General features: G+C 42.5%; 19 protein-coding genes, 1 pseudogene and 1 riboswitch. Of the genes and pseudogenes, 18 read left to right on the top strand and 2 right to left on the bottom strand.

The genetic code is table 11. The annotated features are described in order from the left end of the window. The first annotated feature begins 38 nt into the window (after positions 1-38). Positions 39-749 (top strand): glycosyltransferase family 2 protein, encoded by a 711-nt coding sequence (locus G4417_RS07255; protein ID WP_173683153.1) that lies wholly within the window; start codon positions 39-41, stop codon positions 747-749. 79 nt (positions 750-828) lie between these two features. Here the strand turns inward: G4417_RS07255 and G4417_RS07250 are convergent, their stop codons facing one another. Further along, positions 829-1,056, bottom strand: coding sequence for an alpha/beta-type small acid-soluble spore protein (locus G4417_RS07250; RefSeq protein ID WP_173683152.1), 228 nt, complete (start codon positions 1,054-1,056; stop codon positions 829-831). Positions 1,057-1,345: 289 nt separating this feature from the next. On the opposite strand from G4417_RS07250, the gene G4417_RS07245 reads away from it, so the two are divergent. From G4417_RS07245 to G4417_RS07230, 4 genes are all read left to right on the top strand, one after another. Continuing rightward, complete coding sequence (locus G4417_RS07245; protein WP_008702973.1) at positions 1,346-1,741, top strand: methylglyoxal synthase; 396 nt, start codon at positions 1,346-1,348, stop codon at positions 1,739-1,741. Then, positions 1,738-2,289, top strand: a complete 552-nt coding sequence (gene rsmD / locus G4417_RS07240; RefSeq protein ID WP_173683151.1) for a 16S rRNA (guanine(966)-N(2))-methyltransferase RsmD — start codon at positions 1,738-1,740, stop codon at positions 2,287-2,289. Before G4417_RS07245 ends, rsmD begins: the two co-directional genes overlap by 4 nt. Positions 2,290-2,464: 175 nt before the next feature. After that, positions 2,465-2,959 carry a pantetheine-phosphate adenylyltransferase gene (coaD, locus tag G4417_RS07235; RefSeq protein ID WP_173683150.1) on the top strand — a complete coding sequence of 165 codons (495 nt, stop codon included), beginning with the start codon at positions 2,465-2,467 and terminating at the stop codon, positions 2,957-2,959. A 57-nt stretch (positions 2,960-3,016) separates the two neighbouring features. Further along, the gene (locus tag G4417_RS07230; RefSeq protein WP_173683149.1) at positions 3,017-3,649 is read left to right on the top strand and encodes an ATPase; all 633 of its coding nucleotides are present in this window, start codon (positions 3,017-3,019) and stop codon (positions 3,647-3,649) included. 128 nt (positions 3,650-3,777) lie between these two features. Here G4417_RS07230 and G4417_RS07225 read toward each other — a convergent pair whose 3' ends face one another. Further along, the gene (locus G4417_RS07225) at positions 3,778-4,764 is read right to left on the bottom strand and encodes a hypothetical protein (RefSeq protein WP_173683148.1); all 987 of its coding nucleotides are present in this window, start codon (positions 4,762-4,764) and stop codon (positions 3,778-3,780) included. Between the two features lie 199 nt (positions 4,765-4,963). On the opposite strand from G4417_RS07225, the gene G4417_RS07220 reads away from it, so the two are divergent. The 13 genes and pseudogenes from G4417_RS07220 (at position 4,964) to G4417_RS07160 (ending at position 19,276) form a co-directional block, all read left to right on the top strand. Continuing rightward, on the top strand, positions 4,964-6,415 hold the full coding sequence (locus G4417_RS07220; protein WP_173717672.1) for an aminoacyl-histidine dipeptidase: 1,452 nt from the start codon (positions 4,964-4,966) through the stop codon (positions 6,413-6,415). A 208-nt stretch (positions 6,416-6,623) separates the two neighbouring features. After that, on the top strand, positions 6,624-7,436 hold the full coding sequence (locus tag G4417_RS07215) for a GTP pyrophosphokinase (protein ID WP_173683146.1): 813 nt from the start codon (positions 6,624-6,626) through the stop codon (positions 7,434-7,436). An 83-nt stretch (positions 7,437-7,519) separates the two neighbouring features. Beyond that, on the top strand, positions 7,520-9,475 hold the full coding sequence (locus tag G4417_RS07210; RefSeq protein ID WP_173683145.1) for a YgiQ family radical SAM protein: 1,956 nt from the start codon (positions 7,520-7,522) through the stop codon (positions 9,473-9,475). Then, positions 9,472-10,125, top strand: a complete 654-nt coding sequence (locus G4417_RS07205; protein ID WP_173683144.1) for a hypothetical protein — start codon at positions 9,472-9,474, stop codon at positions 10,123-10,125. The genes G4417_RS07210 and G4417_RS07205 overlap by 4 nt, the downstream gene beginning before the upstream one ends. Positions 10,126-10,206: 81 nt before the next feature. Further along, a complete protein-coding gene (locus tag G4417_RS07200) occupies positions 10,207-11,232 on the top strand; it encodes an RluA family pseudouridine synthase (RefSeq protein WP_173683143.1) in 1,026 nt (341 codons plus the stop codon). Further along, a complete protein-coding gene (gene lepB / locus G4417_RS07195; protein WP_173683142.1) occupies positions 11,156-11,716 on the top strand; it encodes a signal peptidase I in 561 nt (186 codons plus the stop codon). The genes G4417_RS07200 and lepB overlap by 77 nt, the downstream gene beginning before the upstream one ends. Before the next feature lie 30 nt (positions 11,717-11,746). Then, positions 11,747-12,280, top strand: coding sequence for a Holliday junction resolvase RecU (locus tag G4417_RS07190; protein ID WP_173683141.1), 534 nt, complete (start codon positions 11,747-11,749; stop codon positions 12,278-12,280). A gap of 860 nt (positions 12,281-13,140) precedes the next feature. Further along, the gene (gene hisZ, locus G4417_RS07185) at positions 13,141-14,259 is read left to right on the top strand and encodes an ATP phosphoribosyltransferase regulatory subunit (protein WP_173683140.1); all 1,119 of its coding nucleotides are present in this window, start codon (positions 13,141-13,143) and stop codon (positions 14,257-14,259) included. A gap of 3 nt (positions 14,260-14,262) precedes the next feature. Continuing rightward, positions 14,263-14,910 (top strand): ATP phosphoribosyltransferase, encoded by a 648-nt coding sequence (hisG, locus tag G4417_RS07180; protein ID WP_008702990.1) that lies wholly within the window; start codon positions 14,263-14,265, stop codon positions 14,908-14,910. A 2-nt stretch (positions 14,911-14,912) separates the two neighbouring features. Then, on the top strand, positions 14,913-16,217 hold the full coding sequence (gene hisD / locus G4417_RS07175; protein WP_173683139.1) for a histidinol dehydrogenase: 1,305 nt from the start codon (positions 14,913-14,915) through the stop codon (positions 16,215-16,217). An 87-nt stretch (positions 16,218-16,304) separates the two neighbouring features. Continuing rightward, on the top strand, positions 16,305-16,892 hold the full coding sequence (gene hisB / locus G4417_RS07170) for an imidazoleglycerol-phosphate dehydratase HisB (RefSeq protein WP_173683138.1): 588 nt from the start codon (positions 16,305-16,307) through the stop codon (positions 16,890-16,892). Between the two features lie 78 nt (positions 16,893-16,970). After that, a pseudogene (hisI, locus tag G4417_RS07165) lies at positions 16,971-17,297 on the top strand (phosphoribosyl-AMP cyclohydrolase); the annotation flags it as partial. A gap of 203 nt (positions 17,298-17,500) precedes the next feature. Beyond that, positions 17,501-17,678, top strand: a riboswitch (cobalamin riboswitch). A 200-nt stretch (positions 17,679-17,878) separates the two neighbouring features. Then, positions 17,879-19,276 carry a sirohydrochlorin cobaltochelatase gene (locus tag G4417_RS07160; RefSeq protein WP_173683136.1) on the top strand — a complete coding sequence of 466 codons (1,398 nt, stop codon included), beginning with the start codon at positions 17,879-17,881 and terminating at the stop codon, positions 19,274-19,276. Positions 19,277-19,334: the final 58 nt, after the last annotated feature.

Genomic DNA, 19,334 nt, shown 5'->3' with positions numbered 1-19,334 from the left:
CCGAAAAACATATGGAAATGTATAAAAAGGAGTAAAAAATGTCATCTCTTTATATAATAATCCCTGCATACAATGAATCAGAAAACATAGAAAAAACGATCAGTGACTGGTATCCTGTGGTAGAATCTCATAATGAAGAAGGAAATTCCCGTCTGGTCATTATCAATGACGGAAGTAAAGACAATACCTATGATCTGGTCTGCCGGCTGGCAAAGAAACATCCGTTGCTTGTCTCGCTTACAAAGCCCAATGGTGGTCATGGCTCTACAGTTCTTTATGGTTACCGTTATGCCATACAGAACCATGCAGATTATATTTTTCAGACTGACTCTGATGGACAGACCAATTCCGGGGAATTTGAGTCCTTCTGGGAAAAGCGGGATTTATATGATGCTGTCTTAGGAGATCGCCGTGAGAGAGGAGACGGAAAGTCCCGCAAGTTTGTGGAAGATACGGTCTGCTTCCTTCTCAGGATTATTTTCGGGATAAAGGTTCCGGATGCCAATGCACCGTTCCGGCTGATGAAAGCGGAGCTGGTTGACCGATATATTGGGAAGCTCCCTGAGAATTATAATATTCCGAATATCATGTTTACCACTTATTTTGTATACTACAGAGAAAAAGTTGCATTCTTTCCAATTACGTTTCAGCCAAGAAAGGCAGGAACTAATTCCATAAACCTGAAAAAGATTGCGAAAATCGGGATTCAGGCTGTCAGGGATTTCCATATTCTGAAAAAGGAAATGTAAGAAAACCGATGGATTTGACTATTTTTGTCGGCACCATCGGTTTTGGGGTCAGCTTCTTAACTGAGAAGCTCTTATCTGATTAGTACTGTCCGCCCTGAGAACCACTGGACATCTGTTTTTCCTGGGCTTCGATCATCTTTTTGACCATATAACCTCCGACAGAACCGTTCTGTCTGGAAGTCAGGTCGCCGTTGTATCCGTCTGTAAGCGGTACGCCTAATTCATTTGCAACCTCGAATTTGAAACGGTCTAACGCACCTTTTGCTTCCGGTACAGCTGCCTGGTTAGAAGATTTTGTGTTTGACATATCAATTTCCTCCTTGGTTGTTGTTTTCGCCTGAAATTGTTTTTGTGTTGCAATGCTAGTATATGAAGATACAGAAATAATACACTGGAAGTTTCCGCATGGAAAGGAAGAGCATGGAAACAGGAAAAATTGCATGATGACTATGGAAAAAATATTAATAAATTATGAATTGTGTATATTTTTCAAGTTTTAATTGCGTTTTATTTAGTGCTTTGTTATAATTACAGTTAGGATTGTGGATAAGAGGTAAAATCCGCAAAATAAATAGGAGAAACGGAGAGGAAAAACTATGAACTTAGGTATAATCGCACATAACAGTAAAAAAGTACTGATAGAAGATTTCTGCATCGCTTATAAGAATATACTTGCCAAACATGAGGTCTATGCCACAGGTACAACCGGACGGAGAATAGAAGAAGCGACAAGCCTTCATGTGCATAAATTCCTTGCCGGCAGTATTGGTGGAGACAAGCAGTTTATGGAGATGGTAGAGCGTCAGGATCTGGATATGGTCATCCTGTTCTACAATCCGGTAATGATCGATCCCAAAGAACCGGATATCACAAGCATCGTGAGGAGATGCGACCAGTACAATATTCCTGTAGCGACGAACATTGCCACTGCAGAACTTCTTATTTTAGGTCTTGCAAGAGGAGATCTGGATTGGAGACTGAATCTGAAATGAGAGTAATCGCGGGTAAAGCCAGAAGGCTTAATTTGAAAACAATTCCGGGGACGGACACAAGACCTACTACTGACAGAATCAAAGAAACATTATTTAATATACTTCAGCCGGAACTTTTGGAATGTCGTTTTCTGGATCTTTTTTCCGGAAGCGGCGGGATCGGGATCGAGGCTCTGAGCAGAGGAGCCTCTTATGCGGTGTTTGTGGAGAAGAATCCCAAAGCTGCTGCATGCATCAGAGAAAATCTTGCATTTACAAAACTGGCAGAAGATGGTAAACTGCTGAACATGGACGTGCTGCAGGCATTGCGTTCCCTTGAGGGAAAGGGTGTTTTTGACATTGTTTTCATGGATCCTCCATATAATAATGAACTGGAAAGACAAGTGTTGGAATATCTGAAAGACAGTACAGTTGTGGATGAAAATACACTTATTATCGTGGAAGCGGATTTTCAGACAGATTTCAGTTATGTGGAATCTCTTGGTTACAGGCAGCTGCGTTCAAAAGAGTATAAAACAAACAAGCACGTATTTTTAGAACGCGCATAACTATAGCCATTCTCTAAAATACTGCATCTTAATCCAGTTCTTTTTTGTCTTTCGCACTCTGATGAACTGTCTTAAATGCATTATTTACGGGGATTGCACTAAGAATGCTGCCTGCAGGCAGCATTCTTAGTTATACATATGTGCATGTGCCAGAGGAAAGAGAGAGAAAAAATACATGAAAATAGCAGTATATCCGGGCAGCTTTGATCCGGCAACTTATGGGCATCTTGATGTGATCCGAAGAGCGGCAGTTTCTTTTGACAAAGTAATAGTGGGCGTTTTACATAATTCTTCAAAAAGTCCGTTGTTTTCTGTGGAAGAACGTGTTAATATATTAAAAAAGGCGACTCAGGATATTCCCAATGTTGAAGTAAAACCATTTGAGGGATTATCTGTGAATTTCGCCAGAGAGAATCACGCTCAGGTGATCATACGTGGACTTCGCGCAGTTACAGATTTTGAGTACGAGCTTCAGATGGCTCAGACCAATCGTGTACTTGCACCGGATGTAGATACTGTATTTCTGACTACGAGTCTGGAATATGCATACCTGAGTTCTACAATACTGAAAGAAGTTGCGCATTTTGGAGGCGATCTGAGTAAATTTGCACCACCGGAAATAACGGATGCAGTTATTGAGAAAATTCGTCTTACAGCAGACAACAAATAAGTTATTGTTCACATAGAGCGTACAGTAACAGAAATAGAAAATAAGGAGTGTTATACTATGAGCAGCAGAATTGAACAGATTATCGGTGAGATCGAGGAATATGTGGACAGCTGTAAATTCCAGCCACTGTCAACTACCAAAATTGTGGTAAATAAAGAAGAAATCGAAGAACTTCTGAGAGAACTCCGTCTGAAAACTCCGGACGAGATCAAACGTTATCAGAAGATCATTAACAATAAAGATGCCATCCTTGAGGATGCTCAGTCCAAAGCGGATGCACTGATCGCAGATGCACAGACAAGAGCACAGGAGCTGGTAACTCAGCATGAGATTATGCAGAAAGCTTATGCACAGGCAAATGATACCATCAATGCAGCTAACAAGCAGGCTCAGGAGATTCTTGATTCTGCCACACAGGATGCAAACAGCATCCGTCTCAGTGCGATCACTTATACAGATGATATGATGGCAAATATCGGCAGCGTTCTCAATACAACCTTAGAGGATGCAGGTGTAAAATACAAAACATTTATTGATTCCCTGCAGAGCTGTCTTGATGTTGTAAACCACAACCGCCAGGAACTTGCACCTCAGACAGCACAGGCGGCAGCGATCACAGGTTCTTATCATGACAATGATACCAAGGATGATGACGATGACGATCTGTTGGATGATCTGGGAGAGAACTAAGATTTTACAATATAAAAGTAAATCTGTTGATAAGAGACAGAAGTCTGTGAGAAAACAAAGGGTCGGGAAATTTTCCCGGCCCTGATTTTATATGCGAAACAATGACAGTTTTCCAAAATGATGTATTTTTACAGATAAGAAATCAGACAGTAAAGAATACCTGCCGTAAGGAGGGCACAGATACATTTGGAAATGAAATAAGGCAGAATGCTGAGGTCATGATGAAGAACACTTCTTGTCTGTGCCAGAATACACAGACCTCCGGATGCGGTAGCTGCAATGGAAAGAATGATGCGTGTCGTGTCTGATAATCCTGAAGATGAGATGAGGGAAAGACCAGTGGTGATTTCTGTAAATCCCAGTATCAGATATTGAAAAAAAGGTGGAAAAGGCTCATAATATCTGATGCATCCTGCCAGAACAGAGAATAACAGAATATATCCTCCGAGGCGTGTAATGGTTTCAAATCCGTTCATGATGGAATGATCAAGTACATTTTCATGAGAAGAAATCTGAGCTGTGGAATTGGGAGGATCAGGGATGCTTTGAATATGTATAGTTCCATGGGAGGTATTTTTATGCATTGGCGGCAGAGCTAATATGATGGTATTTTTGTACACAGGATAACGAAAAAACAGCATACATATCAGATTGGATAAAAAAATACCCGTAAAGATCATTCCGACAGGTACGGCATCTTTAAGGCAGGATTTGCCAAGATAGGTAATAATGAAGGCGGGGCTTGGATTGTTGCAGAAGGTGGTGAGATACAGAGCTTCTTTTTTACTGATTTTCTGTGATTCATACAGGTCAGAGGCAAGTTTGGCTCCCAGCGGATAGCCGCACAGCATTCCGAGAATAAAAACATAACCACCCCAGATGCTGACACCCGGGAAAATACGAAAGAATGATTCGAATGGCAGAAGAAATTTACGGATATGACCGGTATGTGTAAGCATTCCTGTGAGAATAATAAATGGGAGAAGCGTTGGGATTAATGTATTCAGCCACAGAGTCATTCCTGCTCTGGCACAGGACAGACTTTCGGCAGGATGCAGGAGGAGAAATCCCAGAAGGAAAAAAATACCGCCGGTGAGGATAATGTTTTTTGACATACAGCACCCTTTGTAACTGTTTATACATAATTGAACAGTTACGATTCTTTATAAAATTTATATGGCACAGAATAAAAATAAATGCTATAGTATTTTATGGAATTGCCATGGGTAGAATATATCCGTGAAATTTGCCGGATATCGGAAAAACGATGGCATATGATAAGACAAATGTGTGATTTTTGGAGGTAATGTAATTATGGCAGTTTTAGAGAATTGCGAACCTAAAAGAGTGTTTCATTATTTTGAGGAGATATGCAAAATTCCTCATGGCTCAGGAAATACAAAGCAGATCAGTGATTATCTGGTGCAGTTTGCAAAGGATCATGGTCTGAAATATGTTCAGGATGAGATGAATAATGTGGTTATTTATAAACCGGGTACAGCGGGATATGAGAATGCTCCTGCAGTGATCATTCAGGGACATATGGATATGGTATGTGAGAAACGTCCGGATGTAGAGCATGATTTTACAAAAGATGGATTAAATCTTTCTGTAGAAGGTGATTATGTGTCTGCAAACGGAACAACCCTTGGCGGTGATGACGGAATTGCTGTTGCTTATGGTCTTGCACTTCTGGAAAGTGATACCATTGCTCATCCGCCGCTTGAAGTGTTTATCACCGTAGATGAGGAAATCGGTCTTCTGGGTGCAGTTGGATTTGACTGCAGTGTATTAAAAGGAAGAAGATTTATCAATCTGGATTCTGAAGCAGAAGGAAGTCTCTGGATCAGTTGTGCAGGCGGACTTTCCGGAGTCAGCCATATTCCGGTGACAAGACTGGATGCAGAGGGGGAGAAGCTGACAGTTAAGATCAGCGGACTGATGGGCGGTCATTCCGGAGCTGAGATTGACAAGAATCGTGCGAACGCAAATTCCCTTCTTGGAAAATTTCTCCATGGTCTGGATGAGAAAACTGATTTTGAGCTGATTAGTGTACAGGGCGGACAGAAAGATAATGCCATTACAAGGGAGGCTGCAGCAGAAATTCTTGTTCTTGCAGAAAATGCAGATGCTGTCAGAGAATATGCGGCTTCTGTGCAGGAAGCATGGAGAGAAGAGTATGCAGGAACTGATGAGGGTATTACAGTAACTGTTGAAGATGAGGGACAACAGGAAGTAAGGGTTCTTCATCCCACAAGTAAGGAAAAAGTAATTTTCTTCCTTGTAAATGTACCTTATGGTGTTCAGAAAATGAGCGGAACGATCAAAGGATTGGTAGAGACTTCTACGAATATCGGTATTCTGAAGACTTCTGAGAATGAAGTAATGGGAAGTTCCAGTATCAGAAGTTCTGTGGAGACAGCCAGAGATGCCCTTTCTGACAAGATTGCCTATCTGACGGAGTTCCTTGGCGGAGAGTATGAGAGACAGGGCGTTTATCCTGCGTGGGAGTACCGCAAGGATTCACCGCTTCGTGATAAGATGGTGGAAGTATATGAGGAAATGTATGGACAGAAACCGAATGTGGTAGCAATCCATGCAGGACTTGAGTGTGGGCTTTTCTATAAGAAGATGGAAGGGCTTGACTGTGTGTCTCTGGGACCTGATATGAAGGACATCCATACGTCTGAGGAGGTACTTAGTATTTCTTCTACAGAGAGAGTCTGGAAGTATCTGGTGAAAGTTCTGGAGGCTCTTAAAGAGTGATGTTGGAAGCATCCCTGCTGCGTTTTGGCGGCAGGGGTGCTTTTTGAATGTTCTAAATGTCCGGTGCTTTGCATATACTGTATCAGAATGCGGAAGTGAGCAGTAATAAGCATTTCTAAAAAAAGCAGAAACTATTCATATTAGCGAGATATTTTTCAAAATCTATGCTATAATAACAAAATGTATGAAATGCAAGGAGCGAGTGAAAATGGAAATACAGTTATGGAGAAGCATTTTGTGCCCGTATGAACTGGCTGTGAGAGAGCTGGAAGTGAAATTCAACCACATTATCGATGAATGTAAAGAGAACGATGTTTACTGCCCGATCGAGCAGGTTGAGGGCAGAGTTAAGAGTGTGAGCAGCATTCTTGAGAAAATGCAGCGCAAGCATATTCCTATGGAGAGAATGGAAGAGGAACTGGAGGATATTGCGGGTGTCCGTATTATCTGTCAGTTTGAAGAGGATATAGAGACAGTTGCTTCTCTGATCCAGAAGAGAAGCGATATGGTTATAAAGAGTGAGAAGAATTATCTGAAACATATTAAGCAGAGTGGTTACAGAAGCTATCATCTGATTATTTATTATACAGTGGATACGATCAAGGGACCAAAGAAGCTGCAGGCAGAGATACAGATTCGTACAATGGCCATGAATTTCTGGGCGACGATTGAGCATTCTCTGCAGTATAAGTATAAAGGGGATATGCCGGAGCATGTGGCAGAACGTCTGAGTAAGGCGGCAGATGCCATTAATGCTCTTGATCATGAGATGTCTTCTGTGCGGAATGAGATTATGGATGCGCAGAATTCGTCACAGATGCAGTCTAATCTGGTAAAGGATATTCTGATCAATATTGAGAATCTGTACAAGATTGCGAATAAGCGGGAGATCATGAAGATTCAGGATGAGTTCCTGAGAGTATTTAAAACCAAGGATCTTCAGCAGATGAAGCGATTTCACAGACAGCTTGATATTATATCCGAAGGATACCGGGCACAGGCAGTGTATCATCATGTTTGATAAAAATAAACTGCGGAGCAGTTATCAACTGCACAGAGGATGGTTTTATCCGCATAATTATAATATATACGAGAGGAATATAAATGCAGGATTTTTTACCGGTAACGAAGAAAGAAATGAAACAGAGGGGGTGGGAGCAGGTAGACTTTGCCTATATTACAGGTGATGCCTATGTGGACCATCCTTCCTTTGGTACTGCGATTATCAGCAGGCTGCTGGAGAGCCGTGGATATAAAGTGGGTATCATTCCTCAGCCTGACTGGAAAAAAAAGGAGAGTATCCAGGTATTTGGAGAACCGCGGCTGGGATTTCTGGTATCTGCCGGAAATATGGATTCCATGGTAAATCACTATACAGTGTCTAAGAAGCACAGACAGAAGGATTCGTACTCGCCGGGCGGTCAGATGGGACTTCGACCTGACCGCGCAGTGATCGTGTACAGCAATCTGATCCGCCAGACTTATAAAAAAACACCCATTATTCTGGGCGGGATTGAAGCCAGCCTGAGACGACTGGCCCATTATGATTATTGGGAAAATAAAGTAAAGCACAGTGTACTCATTGATTCCGGGGCAGATATGATTTCCTATGGGATGGGTGAGCATTCGATCATAGAGATTGCAGATGCACTGGCAAGCGGGCTTCCGGTAGAGGAACTTACTTATATTGCAGGAACTGTATTTAAATGTAAGGATCTTTCGAGGGTTTATGAGCCGATTATTCTTCCGTCTTATGAGGAAGTGAGGGAGGATAAGAAGACTTATGCAGACAGTTTTGCCGTTCAGTATCAGAATACAGATCCGTTCAGTGCCAGACCAATGGCAGAATCTTATGGGACGAAGGGATATATTGTACAGAATCCCCCTGCATTGCCGCTGACACAGGGGGAGATGGATGATGTGTATGCAATGCCCTATACGGAGAAAGTTCATCCTATGTATGAGAAGCAGGGTGGTATTCCTGCACTGGAAGAGATTAAGTTCAGCCTGACAAGCAACAGAGGGTGCTTTGGAGGCTGTAATTTCTGTGCCCTGACCTTTCATCAGGGGAGAATCCTTCAGACCAGAAGCCATGAGTCACTGATCGAAGAAGCCACCAGAATGACAAAGGATCCTGAGTTCAAGGGCTATATCCATGATGTGGGCGGCCCCACAGCAGATTTCAGACAACCATCCTGTCAGAAACAGCTCACGAAAGGGGTATGCAAGAATAAGCAGTGTCTGTTTCCCACGCCATGTAAAAATCTGACTGTAGACCATTCGGATTATGTTTCTCTGCTTCGGAAGCTGCGGAAGATCCCGGGAGTGAAGAAGGTCTTTATCCGTTCCGGTGTGCGTTTTGATTATGTAGTGGCAGACAGGGACAAGACTTTCCTGCGCGAGCTGGTGGAACATCACGTAAGCGGGCAGCTTCGTGTTGCACCGGAACATGTGTCTGATCAGGTGTTGAAGTATATGGGAAAACCAGCCCACAGTGTCTATCAGCAGTTTCTTAAAGAATATGATGGGGCAAACAAAAAAACAGGAAAGCAGCAGTATGCTGTCCCGTACTTCATGTCCTCCCATCCGGGGTGTACCATGAAAGAGGCAGTAAAACTTGCGGAATATGTCAGGGATCTTGGTTTTACCCCGGAACAGGTACAGGATTTCTATCCAACCCCGTCTACTCTTTCTACCTGTATGTACTATACGGGAATCCATCCTCTTACGGGTGAGAAGGTATATGTGCCGAAGAATCCTCATGAAAAAGCTATTCAGCGAGCCCTGATGCAGTATAAGAACCCGGCAAACAGGGAACTGGTGCTGGAAGGTCTTAAGATGACCGGAAGAATGGACCTGGTAGGTTACGGTCCAAAATGTCTGATCCGGCCGCTTCGAGAGAATCATGGAGGCAAACAGCATACTCAGGGTAGCAGCCGGAATGCGAAAAACAGCAGAAACAGCCAAAATAACAAAAACAACAAAAACAGTTCAGCATCTGCAAAGAAGAGCACTATCAGAAATATACATAAGAAAAATTCCGGAGGAGGACGTAAGTGACAGAAAAGAAAAACAGAAATAAAAAACAAAGTAAAGCGAAAACATCTTCAAAAGTATCCAAAGGGACTTTTGGATATTTCAGAAGTGAAAAGAGACGTCGCCTGATCATCACTGCAATTCTTTTTGCAGTACCCTTATTCATCTTTTTTACATCCTGGATCTATTTTAAGACCAGAATGACTGTCTGGACAGTTGTAACTGTAGTTGGCTGTCTTCCGGCATGTAAATCCATGGTGAATCTGATCATGATCCTGAAATGCAGACCAATGGATGCCGGATTATACCAGAAAATCCATGAGCATCAGGGCAGTCTGGACATGGCATATGAACTTTACATGACATTTTATGAAAAAAGTGCCTATATTGACGCTGCAGCAGTATGCGGAAATACAGTAGTGGCCTACAGCAGTGACCCCAAAATCGACGCATCTTTCATGGAAACCAATTCCCAGAAGATCATCCGTAAAAACGGTTATAAAGTTACGGTGAAAATCTTTACAGATCTCCGCCCGTTCCTGGAACGTCTTGATTCCATGAACGATCACAGAGAAAGTCTGGAAGAGGGAATCAAATTTACCCCGGACGAAAAATACCCGGATCTTTCCAGAAACGAACTGATCCGACAGACCATTCTGGCATTGTGTCTGTGATTGCCGGAATTCAATTACAAAATATATCTATAGCAATGTGTTATTTCGGAGTTTGGTACAATTATACAGGAACAATTAAATATGAAAGAATTTATTATAGAAGAAAATGAAGCGGGTCAGCGCTTTGACAAATATCTGGCCAAGCTTCTCAGAGAAGCACCTAAAAGTTTTTTTTATAAAATGCTCCGCAAAAAGAACATCACTCTGAATGGAAAGAAAGCCACAGGAAATGAAAAGCTGATCAAAGGCGACACCATCAAACTGTTCCTGAGTGATGAAACTTTCGATAAATTTACAGGAAGCAGTCAGGCAGCAAGAGCATACTGCGAACTGGATATTGTTTATGAGGATCCTGATATCATTATCATCAATAAACCGGCAGGGATGCTTTCACAGCCGGCAGATGACGGGGAACCGTCCCTTGTAGAATACCTGATCGGCTACCTTTTAAAGAAAGGTGACCTTACAGAAGAACAGCTCAAAACCTTCAGACCTTCTGTATGTAACCGACTTGACCGTAATACCAGCGGAATGGTCTGTGCAGGTAAAAGCCTTGCCGGTTTGCAGTTTCTGTCCGGGATATTCCACGACAGAACACTTCACAAATACTATATCTGCCTCACAAAAGGCAAAATAGAAAAACCGGATCATATCAGAGGTTATCTGCACAAAGATAAAAAAACAAACAAAGTAATCGTAAGCAGACAGGAATTCAAAGATTCCCTGCCGATTGAAACAAAATACCGTCCTCTTGGCAGCAACGGAAAAATAACTCTTCTGGAAGTTGAGCTGATCACAGGCCGTACTCACCAGATTCGTGCCCACCTTGCAGGAACAGGACATCCACTGCTTGGAGATACCAAATACGGAGATTCTGAATTTAATAAGCAATACATCCGCCATGGAGTCAGGCATCAGCTTCTCCATGCATACAGGTTAGTAATTCCGGAGACAGACCAGACCTTCGTGGCACCGGCACCGGAGCTTTTCTGCAAAATTATCAAAGAGGAGAATCTTGAGGAGGCTTATCATGAGAATCTGGAAAGAAATATGGGATTACGCAAAAATGATCATCATAGTAGTAGTAATCGTAACGCTTGTGAATAGCGTAGTGCTGATCAATGCCAAAATTCCTTCCGAATCAATGGAAAAAACCATTATGACAGGAGACCGTATTTTTGGATTCCGCCTTGCATATGGACTCAATCTGGATTTCTTCGGACATGAAATATCAAAAAAAATAAAAGATCCGGAACGCTTTGACATTGTTATTTTCAAATACCCGGATGACGAAAGCCGGCTTTTCATCAAACGAGTCATCGGACTTCCCGGAGAAAAAGTACAGATTAAGGACGGTAAAGTCTACATCAATGATTCAGAGCTTCCTCTGGATGACAGCTTTGTTCCGGAAAAACCAAGGGGCAGCTTTGGACCGTATGAAGTTCCGGAAAACAGTTATTTTGTCCTCGGCGATAACCGCAATCATTCCACAGATTCCCGCTACTGGAAAAGTACTAATTTTGTGACTTTCGATGAACTTGTAGGCAAAGCGGTCATCAGATATTATCCATCGGTGAAGTTGCTGAAATAGAGAGTAAAATTTAATTTATGGAGAAATAAAGTGGCAACATGGAACAGCAGAGGTTTGCGGGGCTCTACTCTGGAAGACCTTGTAAATCGTACAAATGAGCAATACAGAGAAAAGGGACTGGCACTTATCCAGAAAATTCCCACACCGATTACACCTGTCCGTATGGATAAAGAAAACCGTCATATCACACTGGCATATTTCGAACAGCGAAGTACTGTAGACTATATTGGAGCAGTACAGGGAGTCCCTGTCTGCTTTGACGCCAAAGAATGTGCTGCGGATACTTTTCCGCTTGCTAATATCCATTCTCATCAGGTGGAATTTATGCAGGCATTTGAAAAGCAGGGAGGGGTGGCTTTTTTTCTTATATTCTACAGCCATGAAAACCAGTTCTATTACCTTACACTGCGCAGTCTCCTTATTTTCTGGAACCGGATGCAGGAAGGCGGCCGCAAGAGCTTTCGGCGCGAAGAGCTGGAGCCTCAGTACTATTTAAACAAGAAAAGCGGGTTTCTTGTGCCCTTTCTGGATGGGATTCAGATTGATCTTGATGAGCGGGGATAGAAAAAGGGGGACGCACAGAAATTTATTTTATTTCCGGTGCGGTTTCGGCATCTAAGAGTTTCTAAGGCAAAAAAAATCTGCTAAAAGCATGAGCCGTCTTCTCAAACTCGCTCCGTCGCAGACTTCGCTCAGACAGTGAAACAGCCGGCTCATAACGCAGATTTTTTTTGCCTAAGAAACTCTAAGATACCTGCAAATGCACCGGAAATAAAATAAATTTCTGCGCTGTGTATTGGCAGTAACTATGAAGAAATCAACTTGCTGGCATACTATAGCAAGCCTCTTATAATGTATATTGATTCAGTTCATCAGAGCGTAAAATCCTGCGTCAGATATCCTTGACGTGCGTCAGCGCGCCTGTAGGTATCTTCCTTGTCTTTCGCACTCGGCTGAACTGCCTTAAATGCATTAGTTAATAGACTTGCTATAGCCATCATAATCTTCCATATTGTGAGAACCAGCTCGGAAACATATTGTATTTGAGGTGCATTTGCAGGTGTCTTAGAGATTCTTAGTTTTCAGGAAATCTGCGTTATGAGAAGAAAAGCCCCTTGTCTGAGCGACAGCGAGTAATTCCGGGCTTTTCTTCTCATGGTTTTAGCAGATTTTCTGAAGACTTAGAAGCTCTTAGATACCGAAACCGCACCTCAAATACAATATGTTTCTGAGCGTCCCTCTGAATATACATAATGAACAGACAAAAACAACAATATAATAACATTAACTGTACTTGACATTTTTTTGAAAACCTATTATAATTCTATCTAGTTTCACATTACTTTAGTAACACGTTACCATGCTAAAGTAAAACCAATAAAGTAATAATAAACCACAATACATAACCAAGAGGAGGACCACCCATGCAGCGTATTTTCCACACCCCTGAAGGTGTAAGAGACATCTACAACGGCGAATGCAGCCAGAAAAGAAAGGTACAGGAGAAAATCCATCGCGTCTTCCACCAGTATGGCTATGAAGACATAGAAACCCCCACATTCGAATACTTCGAAGTATTCAGCCGTGAAGTAGGAACCATCCCCTCCAAAGAACTCTACAAATTCTTTGACAGAGAAGGCAACACCCTGGTACTCAGGCCTGACTTCACCCCGTCCGTATCCAGAGCCTGCGCAACCTACTTTTCCCCGGATAAAGAACCTGTAAGCCTCTGCTACACAGGAAACACCTTTATCAACAACACCAGCTACAGAGGACATCTCAAAGAAACCACACAGATGGGCGTAGAACGGATCGGTGATGAATCCGCAGATGCTGATGCAGAACTTCTTGCCATGACAGTGGAATGCCTTCTGGCAGCAGGTCTTACAGAATTTCAGGTCAGTGTCGGACAGGTAGATTACTTTAAATCTCTGTTAAAAGAAGCCGAACTCGGTCCGGAAGCAGAGGAACGCCTTCGTGTCCTGATCTCACAGAAAAATTCTTTCGGAGTAGAAGAGTTTGTAGAAGAACAGAAACTCAAAGACAGTATGCAGAAAGCTTTTATTGAAATCCCGCAGATGTTCGGTTCAGAAGAAGTCTTAAAGAAAGCCAGAAGTCTGACAAATAATGCCTGCGCACTGGAGGCGGTTTCCAGATTGGAAGAAATCTATGAGATTATGAAAAACTACGGATATGAGAAATATATCTCTTTTGATTTTGGAATGCTCAGTAAATATCAGTACTATACAGGTATCATTTTCCAGGCATACACTTACGGAACCGGAGAGCCCATGATCAAGGGTGGCCGTTACAATGGCCTGATGAAACACTTTGGCAAACCTGCGGCATCTATCGGATTTGCCCTTGAAGTAGATAACCTTCTTCTTGCACTTTCCAGCCAGAAACTGATCTCTGAGAAAGAAGAGAAGCCGGAAGTGATCGAATACGAGCCACAGAACCGTGCAGAAGCCATTAAAGAGGCACAGAAACTCCGCGCAGAAGGCAGATGTGTGGCATTACGTTTGAAAAAGGAGGCCAGATAAGCCATGAGATATCTGACAGTTGCCCTGACAAAAGGCAGACTTGCCAACAAAACAATGGAAATGTTTGAGAAAGCAGGAATCACCTGCGAAGAGATGAAAGATAAAGATTCCCGTAAACTGATCTTTACCAATGAAGAACTGAAGATGAAATTCTTCCTTGCAAAAGGTCCGGATGTTCCTACCTATGTAGAGTATGGCGCGGCAGATATCGGAATTGTGGGAAAGGATACGATCCTGGAGGAAGGCCGTAAGCTTTATGAAGTGATGGACCTTGGATTTGGAAAATGTAAGATGTGTGTCTGTGGACCGGAGAGTGCCAGAGAAGTTCTGGAGAACAACCAGCTGATCCGTGTGGCGACTAAATATCCAAATATTGCCAAAGATTACTTCTTTAACAGAAAACATCAGACAGTAGATCTGATTAAATTAAATGGTTCTATTGAACTGGCACCCATCGTTGGTCTGTCTGAAGTGATCGTAGATATTGTGGAGACCGGAAGTACACTGAAGGAAAACGGGCTGAAAGTGCTAGAAGAGGTCTGCCCGCTGTCTGCCAGAATGGTAGTCAATCAGGTGAGCATGAAGATGGAGAACGAGAGAATCCGTAAACTTATTGAAGACTTAAGAAGAGTTCTTCAGGAGGAGATGTAAAGATGCGTACAGTAAAATTAACAAAAGAATCAACAAAGGATATTCTTGAGAATCTGCTGAAAAGAAGCCCGAATAACTATGGGAAATTTGAATCCACAGTAGCTCAGATCCTTGATAAAGTAAAAAATGAAGGGGACGCAGCTCTTTTTGCCTATACAAAAGAATTTGACAAAGCCGATGTGACAAAAGAGACGATCCGTGTCACGGATGCAGAGATTGAAGAGGCTTATGCGCAGATTGATCCTGCACTTCTTGGAGTAATCCGCAAAGCTTTGGTCAATATCCGTCAGTATCATGAAAAACAGATCCAGAACAGTTGGTTTACAAGCACAACAGATGGAACCATGCTTGGCCAGAAAGTGACACCGTTAAATCGTGTGGGTGTCTATGTACCCGGTGGAAAAGCAGTTTATCCGTCTTCTGTACTGATGAATATTGTACCTGCAAAAGTGGCAGGAGTCCCGCACATTGTTATGACAACACCACCCGGAAAGGATGGCAAAGTATGCGCTTCCACACTGGTAGCAGCCAAAGAAGCAGGAGCAGATGAGATTTATAAAGTGGGTGGTGCACAGGCAATCGGTGCCCTTGCTTTCGGAACAGAGAGCATTCCGAAGGTAGACAAGATTGTAGGTCCCGGAAACATTTTTGTAGCTCTTGCAAAGAAAGCAGTATATGGTTATGTAAGCATTGATTCCATTGCAGGACCGAGTGAGATCCTTGTTCTTGCAGATGAGACAGCTAATCCGCATTTTGTGGCAGCAGACCTTCTTTCACAGGCAGAGCATGATGAACTGGCATGTGCTATCCTGATCACTACAAGTGAGGAATTCGCGAAGAAAGTAGATGAAGAAGTAAAAGGTTTCGTTGAGGTTCTTTCCAGAAAGGAAATCATTCAGAAATCCCTGGATAACTTTGGCTATATTCTGATCGCAGAGGATATGGACGAGGCGATTGAGGCAGCCAATGAAATTGCTCCGGAACATATGGAGATCGTGACAGCCAATCCTTTTGAAGATATGATGAAAGTGAAGAATGCAGGTGCGATCTTTATCGGAGAGTACAGTTCTGAGCCACTGGGAGATTATTTTGCAGGTCCGAACCACGTGCTTCCTACAAACGGAACTGCCAAATTCTTCTCAGCCCTTTCCGTAGATGATTTTATCAAGAAATCAAGTATTGTATATTACTCAAAATCCGCACTGCGCAACATCCACAAAGATATCATCCAGTTTGCAACTTCTGAGCAGCTGACTGCACATGCAAATTCTATTGCAGTTCGTTTTGAGGATGAAGATAAGAAATAATAAATGTGTAAATTCATGCAAAAACACCTCGCGGGATAGTGGTGTGTGAACAGTAACTAAAATAAGCAGGACAGAGAGGACTTAGTCATGGCAAGAGAAGCCTCAGCAGAAAGAAATACAAAAGAAACAGAAATCAAATTAAAAATAAATCTGGATGGAACCGGATACTCTGACATTGAGACAGGTGTGGGATTTTTTGACCATATGCTGGATGGGTTTACCCGTCATGGACTTTTTGACCTCAGTGTCAGAGTCCATGGTGATCTTCAGGTGGATGACCATCATACCATCGAGGATACAGGAATTGTTCTGGGAACTGCGTTAAAAGAAGCAATCGGTGACAAAAAAGGAATCAAACGTTACGGCAGCTGTATTCTTCCGATGGATGAGTCTCTGGTGCTCTGCGCCATTGATCTGTCCGGAAGACCTTACTTTGTATGGGATGCAGAGTTTACCACAGACAGGATCGGTGACATGTCCACGGAAATGGTAAAAGAGTTCTTCTATGCCATTTCCTATGCCTGTGGCATGAACCTTCATATCAGGGTTCTGGCCGGTGGGAATAATCACCATGTAGCAGAAGCAATGTTCAAAAGTTTTGCCAAAGCACTGGACGCAGCCACATCCTATGATCCGAGGATCACAGATGTTCTGTCTACCAAGGGCAGTTTGTAAAATTTGAAAATTTACGAAATGATTTATGGCAATCAATAAATTAGATGGAGACAGAAAATGGAAAATACAGTGAATTTAAAAAGCAGCATCGCATGGTCTGATTTTAAATTAAACAGTGACGGAATGGTACCTGTCATAGCTCAGGATTATCAGACAAACGAAGTGCTGATGCTGGCGTATATGAATGAAGAAGCTTTTAATACCACTCTTGAAACCGGTAAAATGACTTACTGGAGCAGAAGCCGCAATGAACTCTGGACGAAAGGACTTACATCTGGACATCTCCAGTTTGTAAAATCTCTTACACTGGATTGTGACAATGATACGATCCTTGCCAGGGTAGAACAGATTGGTGCGGCCTGCCATACTGGAAACAGGACCTGTTTTTTTAAAACTCTGACAGAAGTGTAATCGCATAAATTCGCGCGGTATGTCTTGGGTTTTCTGTGACTTTCGCTCACAAAAAAACACCTTGCGGGATACTATCAGTGAACAGTAGAATCGACATTTTTTTAAAATAATGCCAAACATTAAAGGAAAATATACACGAATTGTATTGACATTTTTGTTAAAATGTGATAAAAAAAGAATATCCGAATTGAATATGTGCAATGTTATAACGCAAAGGTTGCATCGCATTTGATGCGCAAAAGAGAATCCGGTGAGAATCCGGAGCGATACCGTCACTGTGTATGGGAGCTGTTTTTCAGAAACCACTGGGAAACCGGGAAGGGAAAAACAGTGATGATCGAAGTCAGGAGAACTGCCTTGGCGTAGAATTTAAGGTCTGCGGTATACAGAACCTGTATTCTCATAACGATACATAGCTCTTTTATTAAATGAATCAGACAGAATCGGAAATTACAGATGTATCTGGTACATATAAACCATGTATTTATGGGAAAGCGGTAGCTGCAGAATATGCAGTTACCTTTTTTGTGCATACAATTGTCCGGAAATACGAGAAATAAAAGAGGAAAAACGAAATGAAAAGAAAATCCATGTTAGCTTTATTACTGGCAGTATCTATGACCTGTTCCATGACAGCAGCAACAGGTACAGTAGCTTTTGCATCTGATGATACAGCAACAGAAGAGGCAGCAGATGACACAGAAGCAGCTGCAGATGATGCAGAGGCAGCAGATACAGAGGAAGCATCTGATGATACAACAGAAGCTTCTGATGATGACCAGAAAGCAGCTGATGAAGTAGGTGCCCTGATCGATAAGATTTACGTTCAGGAAAGAACAGACACAACTGACGAGGACTGCAAAGCAGCAAAAGAAGCATGGGATAAACTTACAGATGCTCAGAAAGAGCTGGTAACAGGTGAAGAAGCAAGCCCTGAATACTTTGGACGTGATACAGGTGATGCTTCCAAAGATGATCCTCGTAACCAGGATGAGATTGGTGAGAACGAACTTCTTGTAGTAAGCTTTGGTACATCCTTCAACGACAGCCGTGCAGAGGATATCAAAGGAATCGAGGATGCCCTTGCAAAAGCATATCCGGACTGGTCAGTAAGACGTGCATTTACAGCACAGATTATCATCAACCATGTACAGGCAAGAGATGATGAAGTAATCGATAATATGCAGCAGGCTCTTGACCGTGCAGTAGCTAACGGTGTTAAGAATCTTGTTGTACAGCCGACACATCTGATGCATGGTGCAGAATATGATGAAATGACAGAGGCAATTGATGGATACAAAGACAAATTTGAATCTGTTGCAATTGCAGAGCCAATGCTCGGTGAAGTTGGTGATGACGCTACAGTGATCAATGATGACAAGAAAGCAGTTGCTCAGGCAATCACAGATGAAGCCTGCAAGGAAGCCGGATTTGATGATATGAAAGCAGCAGCAGATGCAGGCACAGCATTTGTATTCATGGGACATGGTACATCCCATACAGCTAACGTAACCTATGACCAGATGCAGACACAGATGGATAATCTTGGATTCACAAACGCTTTCATCGGAACTGTAGAGGGAGAACCGGAAGACACAGCATGTGACAAGGTTATCGAGAAAGTAAAAGAAGCAGGCTTCAAGAATGTGATCCTTCGTCCTCTGATGGTTGTTGCCGGAGACCACGCTAACAATGATATGGCTGGTGATGATGCAGATTCCTGGAAATCTCAGTTTGAAGCAGCCGGTGATTTCGACAGTGTTGACTGCCAGATCGCAGGTCTTGGAAGAATCGCAGCAGTAGAGGATCTCTATGTAGCTCATACAAAAGCAGCAATTGATTCTCTTGGAGCATCTGATGATTCAGCAGCAGAGGATACTGATGCCGAAGCAGCAGATGACAGTGCAGACGATGCACAGACAGATGATGCAGCAGCAGAAACAACAGATGATACTGCAGCTGATGCTGAATAATCTTTCTGCAAAAAGTTATTAAACTATAAATATTGTCCAAACGAGATAAACTGCCCGG

Origin of the sequence: Blautia wexlerae, assembly GCF_013300825.1 — a bacterium.
GTDB lineage: Bacteria > Bacillota > Clostridia > Lachnospirales > Lachnospiraceae > Blautia_A > Blautia_A wexlerae_B.
This window is presented reverse-complemented; position numbering and strand designations above follow the sequence as displayed.

What these genes read in the sequence shown, in the direction of transcription:
- G4417_RS07255 (WP_173683153.1), top strand. Translation starts at nt 39, where the DNA reads ATGTCATCTCTTTATATAATAATCCCTGCATACAATGAATCAGAAAAC.
- G4417_RS07220 (WP_173717672.1), top strand. Translation starts at nt 4,964, where the DNA reads ATGGCAGTTTTAGAGAATTGCGAACCTAAAAGAGTGTTTCATTATTTT.
- G4417_RS07200 (WP_173683143.1), top strand. Translation starts at nt 10,207, where the DNA reads ATGAAAGAATTTATTATAGAAGAAAATGAAGCGGGTCAGCGCTTTGAC.
- hisD (WP_173683139.1), top strand. Translation starts at nt 14,913, where the DNA reads ATGCGTACAGTAAAATTAACAAAAGAATCAACAAAGGATATTCTTGAG.
- G4417_RS07250 (WP_173683152.1), bottom strand. Translation starts at nt 1,056, where the DNA reads ATGTCAAACACAAAATCTTCTAACCAGGCAGCTGTACCGGAAGCAAAA.
- G4417_RS07210 (WP_173683145.1), top strand. Translation starts at nt 7,520, where the DNA reads ATGCAGGATTTTTTACCGGTAACGAAGAAAGAAATGAAACAGAGGGGG.
- G4417_RS07230 (WP_173683149.1), top strand. Translation starts at nt 3,017, where the DNA reads ATGAGCAGCAGAATTGAACAGATTATCGGTGAGATCGAGGAATATGTG.
- G4417_RS07225 (WP_173683148.1), bottom strand. Translation starts at nt 4,764, where the DNA reads ATGTCAAAAAACATTATCCTCACCGGCGGTATTTTTTTCCTTCTGGGA.
- G4417_RS07245 (WP_008702973.1), top strand. Translation starts at nt 1,346, where the DNA reads ATGAACTTAGGTATAATCGCACATAACAGTAAAAAAGTACTGATAGAA.
- hisB (WP_173683138.1), top strand. Translation starts at nt 16,305, where the DNA reads ATGGCAAGAGAAGCCTCAGCAGAAAGAAATACAAAAGAAACAGAAATC.
- hisZ (WP_173683140.1), top strand. Translation starts at nt 13,141, where the DNA reads ATGCAGCGTATTTTCCACACCCCTGAAGGTGTAAGAGACATCTACAAC.
- G4417_RS07215 (WP_173683146.1), top strand. Translation starts at nt 6,624, where the DNA reads ATGGAAATACAGTTATGGAGAAGCATTTTGTGCCCGTATGAACTGGCT.
- G4417_RS07160 (WP_173683136.1), top strand. Translation starts at nt 17,879, where the DNA reads ATGAAAAGAAAATCCATGTTAGCTTTATTACTGGCAGTATCTATGACC.
- hisG (WP_008702990.1), top strand. Translation starts at nt 14,263, where the DNA reads ATGAGATATCTGACAGTTGCCCTGACAAAAGGCAGACTTGCCAACAAA.
- coaD (WP_173683150.1), top strand. Translation starts at nt 2,465, where the DNA reads ATGAAAATAGCAGTATATCCGGGCAGCTTTGATCCGGCAACTTATGGG.
- rsmD (WP_173683151.1), top strand. Translation starts at nt 1,738, where the DNA reads ATGAGAGTAATCGCGGGTAAAGCCAGAAGGCTTAATTTGAAAACAATT.
- lepB (WP_173683142.1), top strand. Translation starts at nt 11,156, where the DNA reads ATGAGAATCTGGAAAGAAATATGGGATTACGCAAAAATGATCATCATA.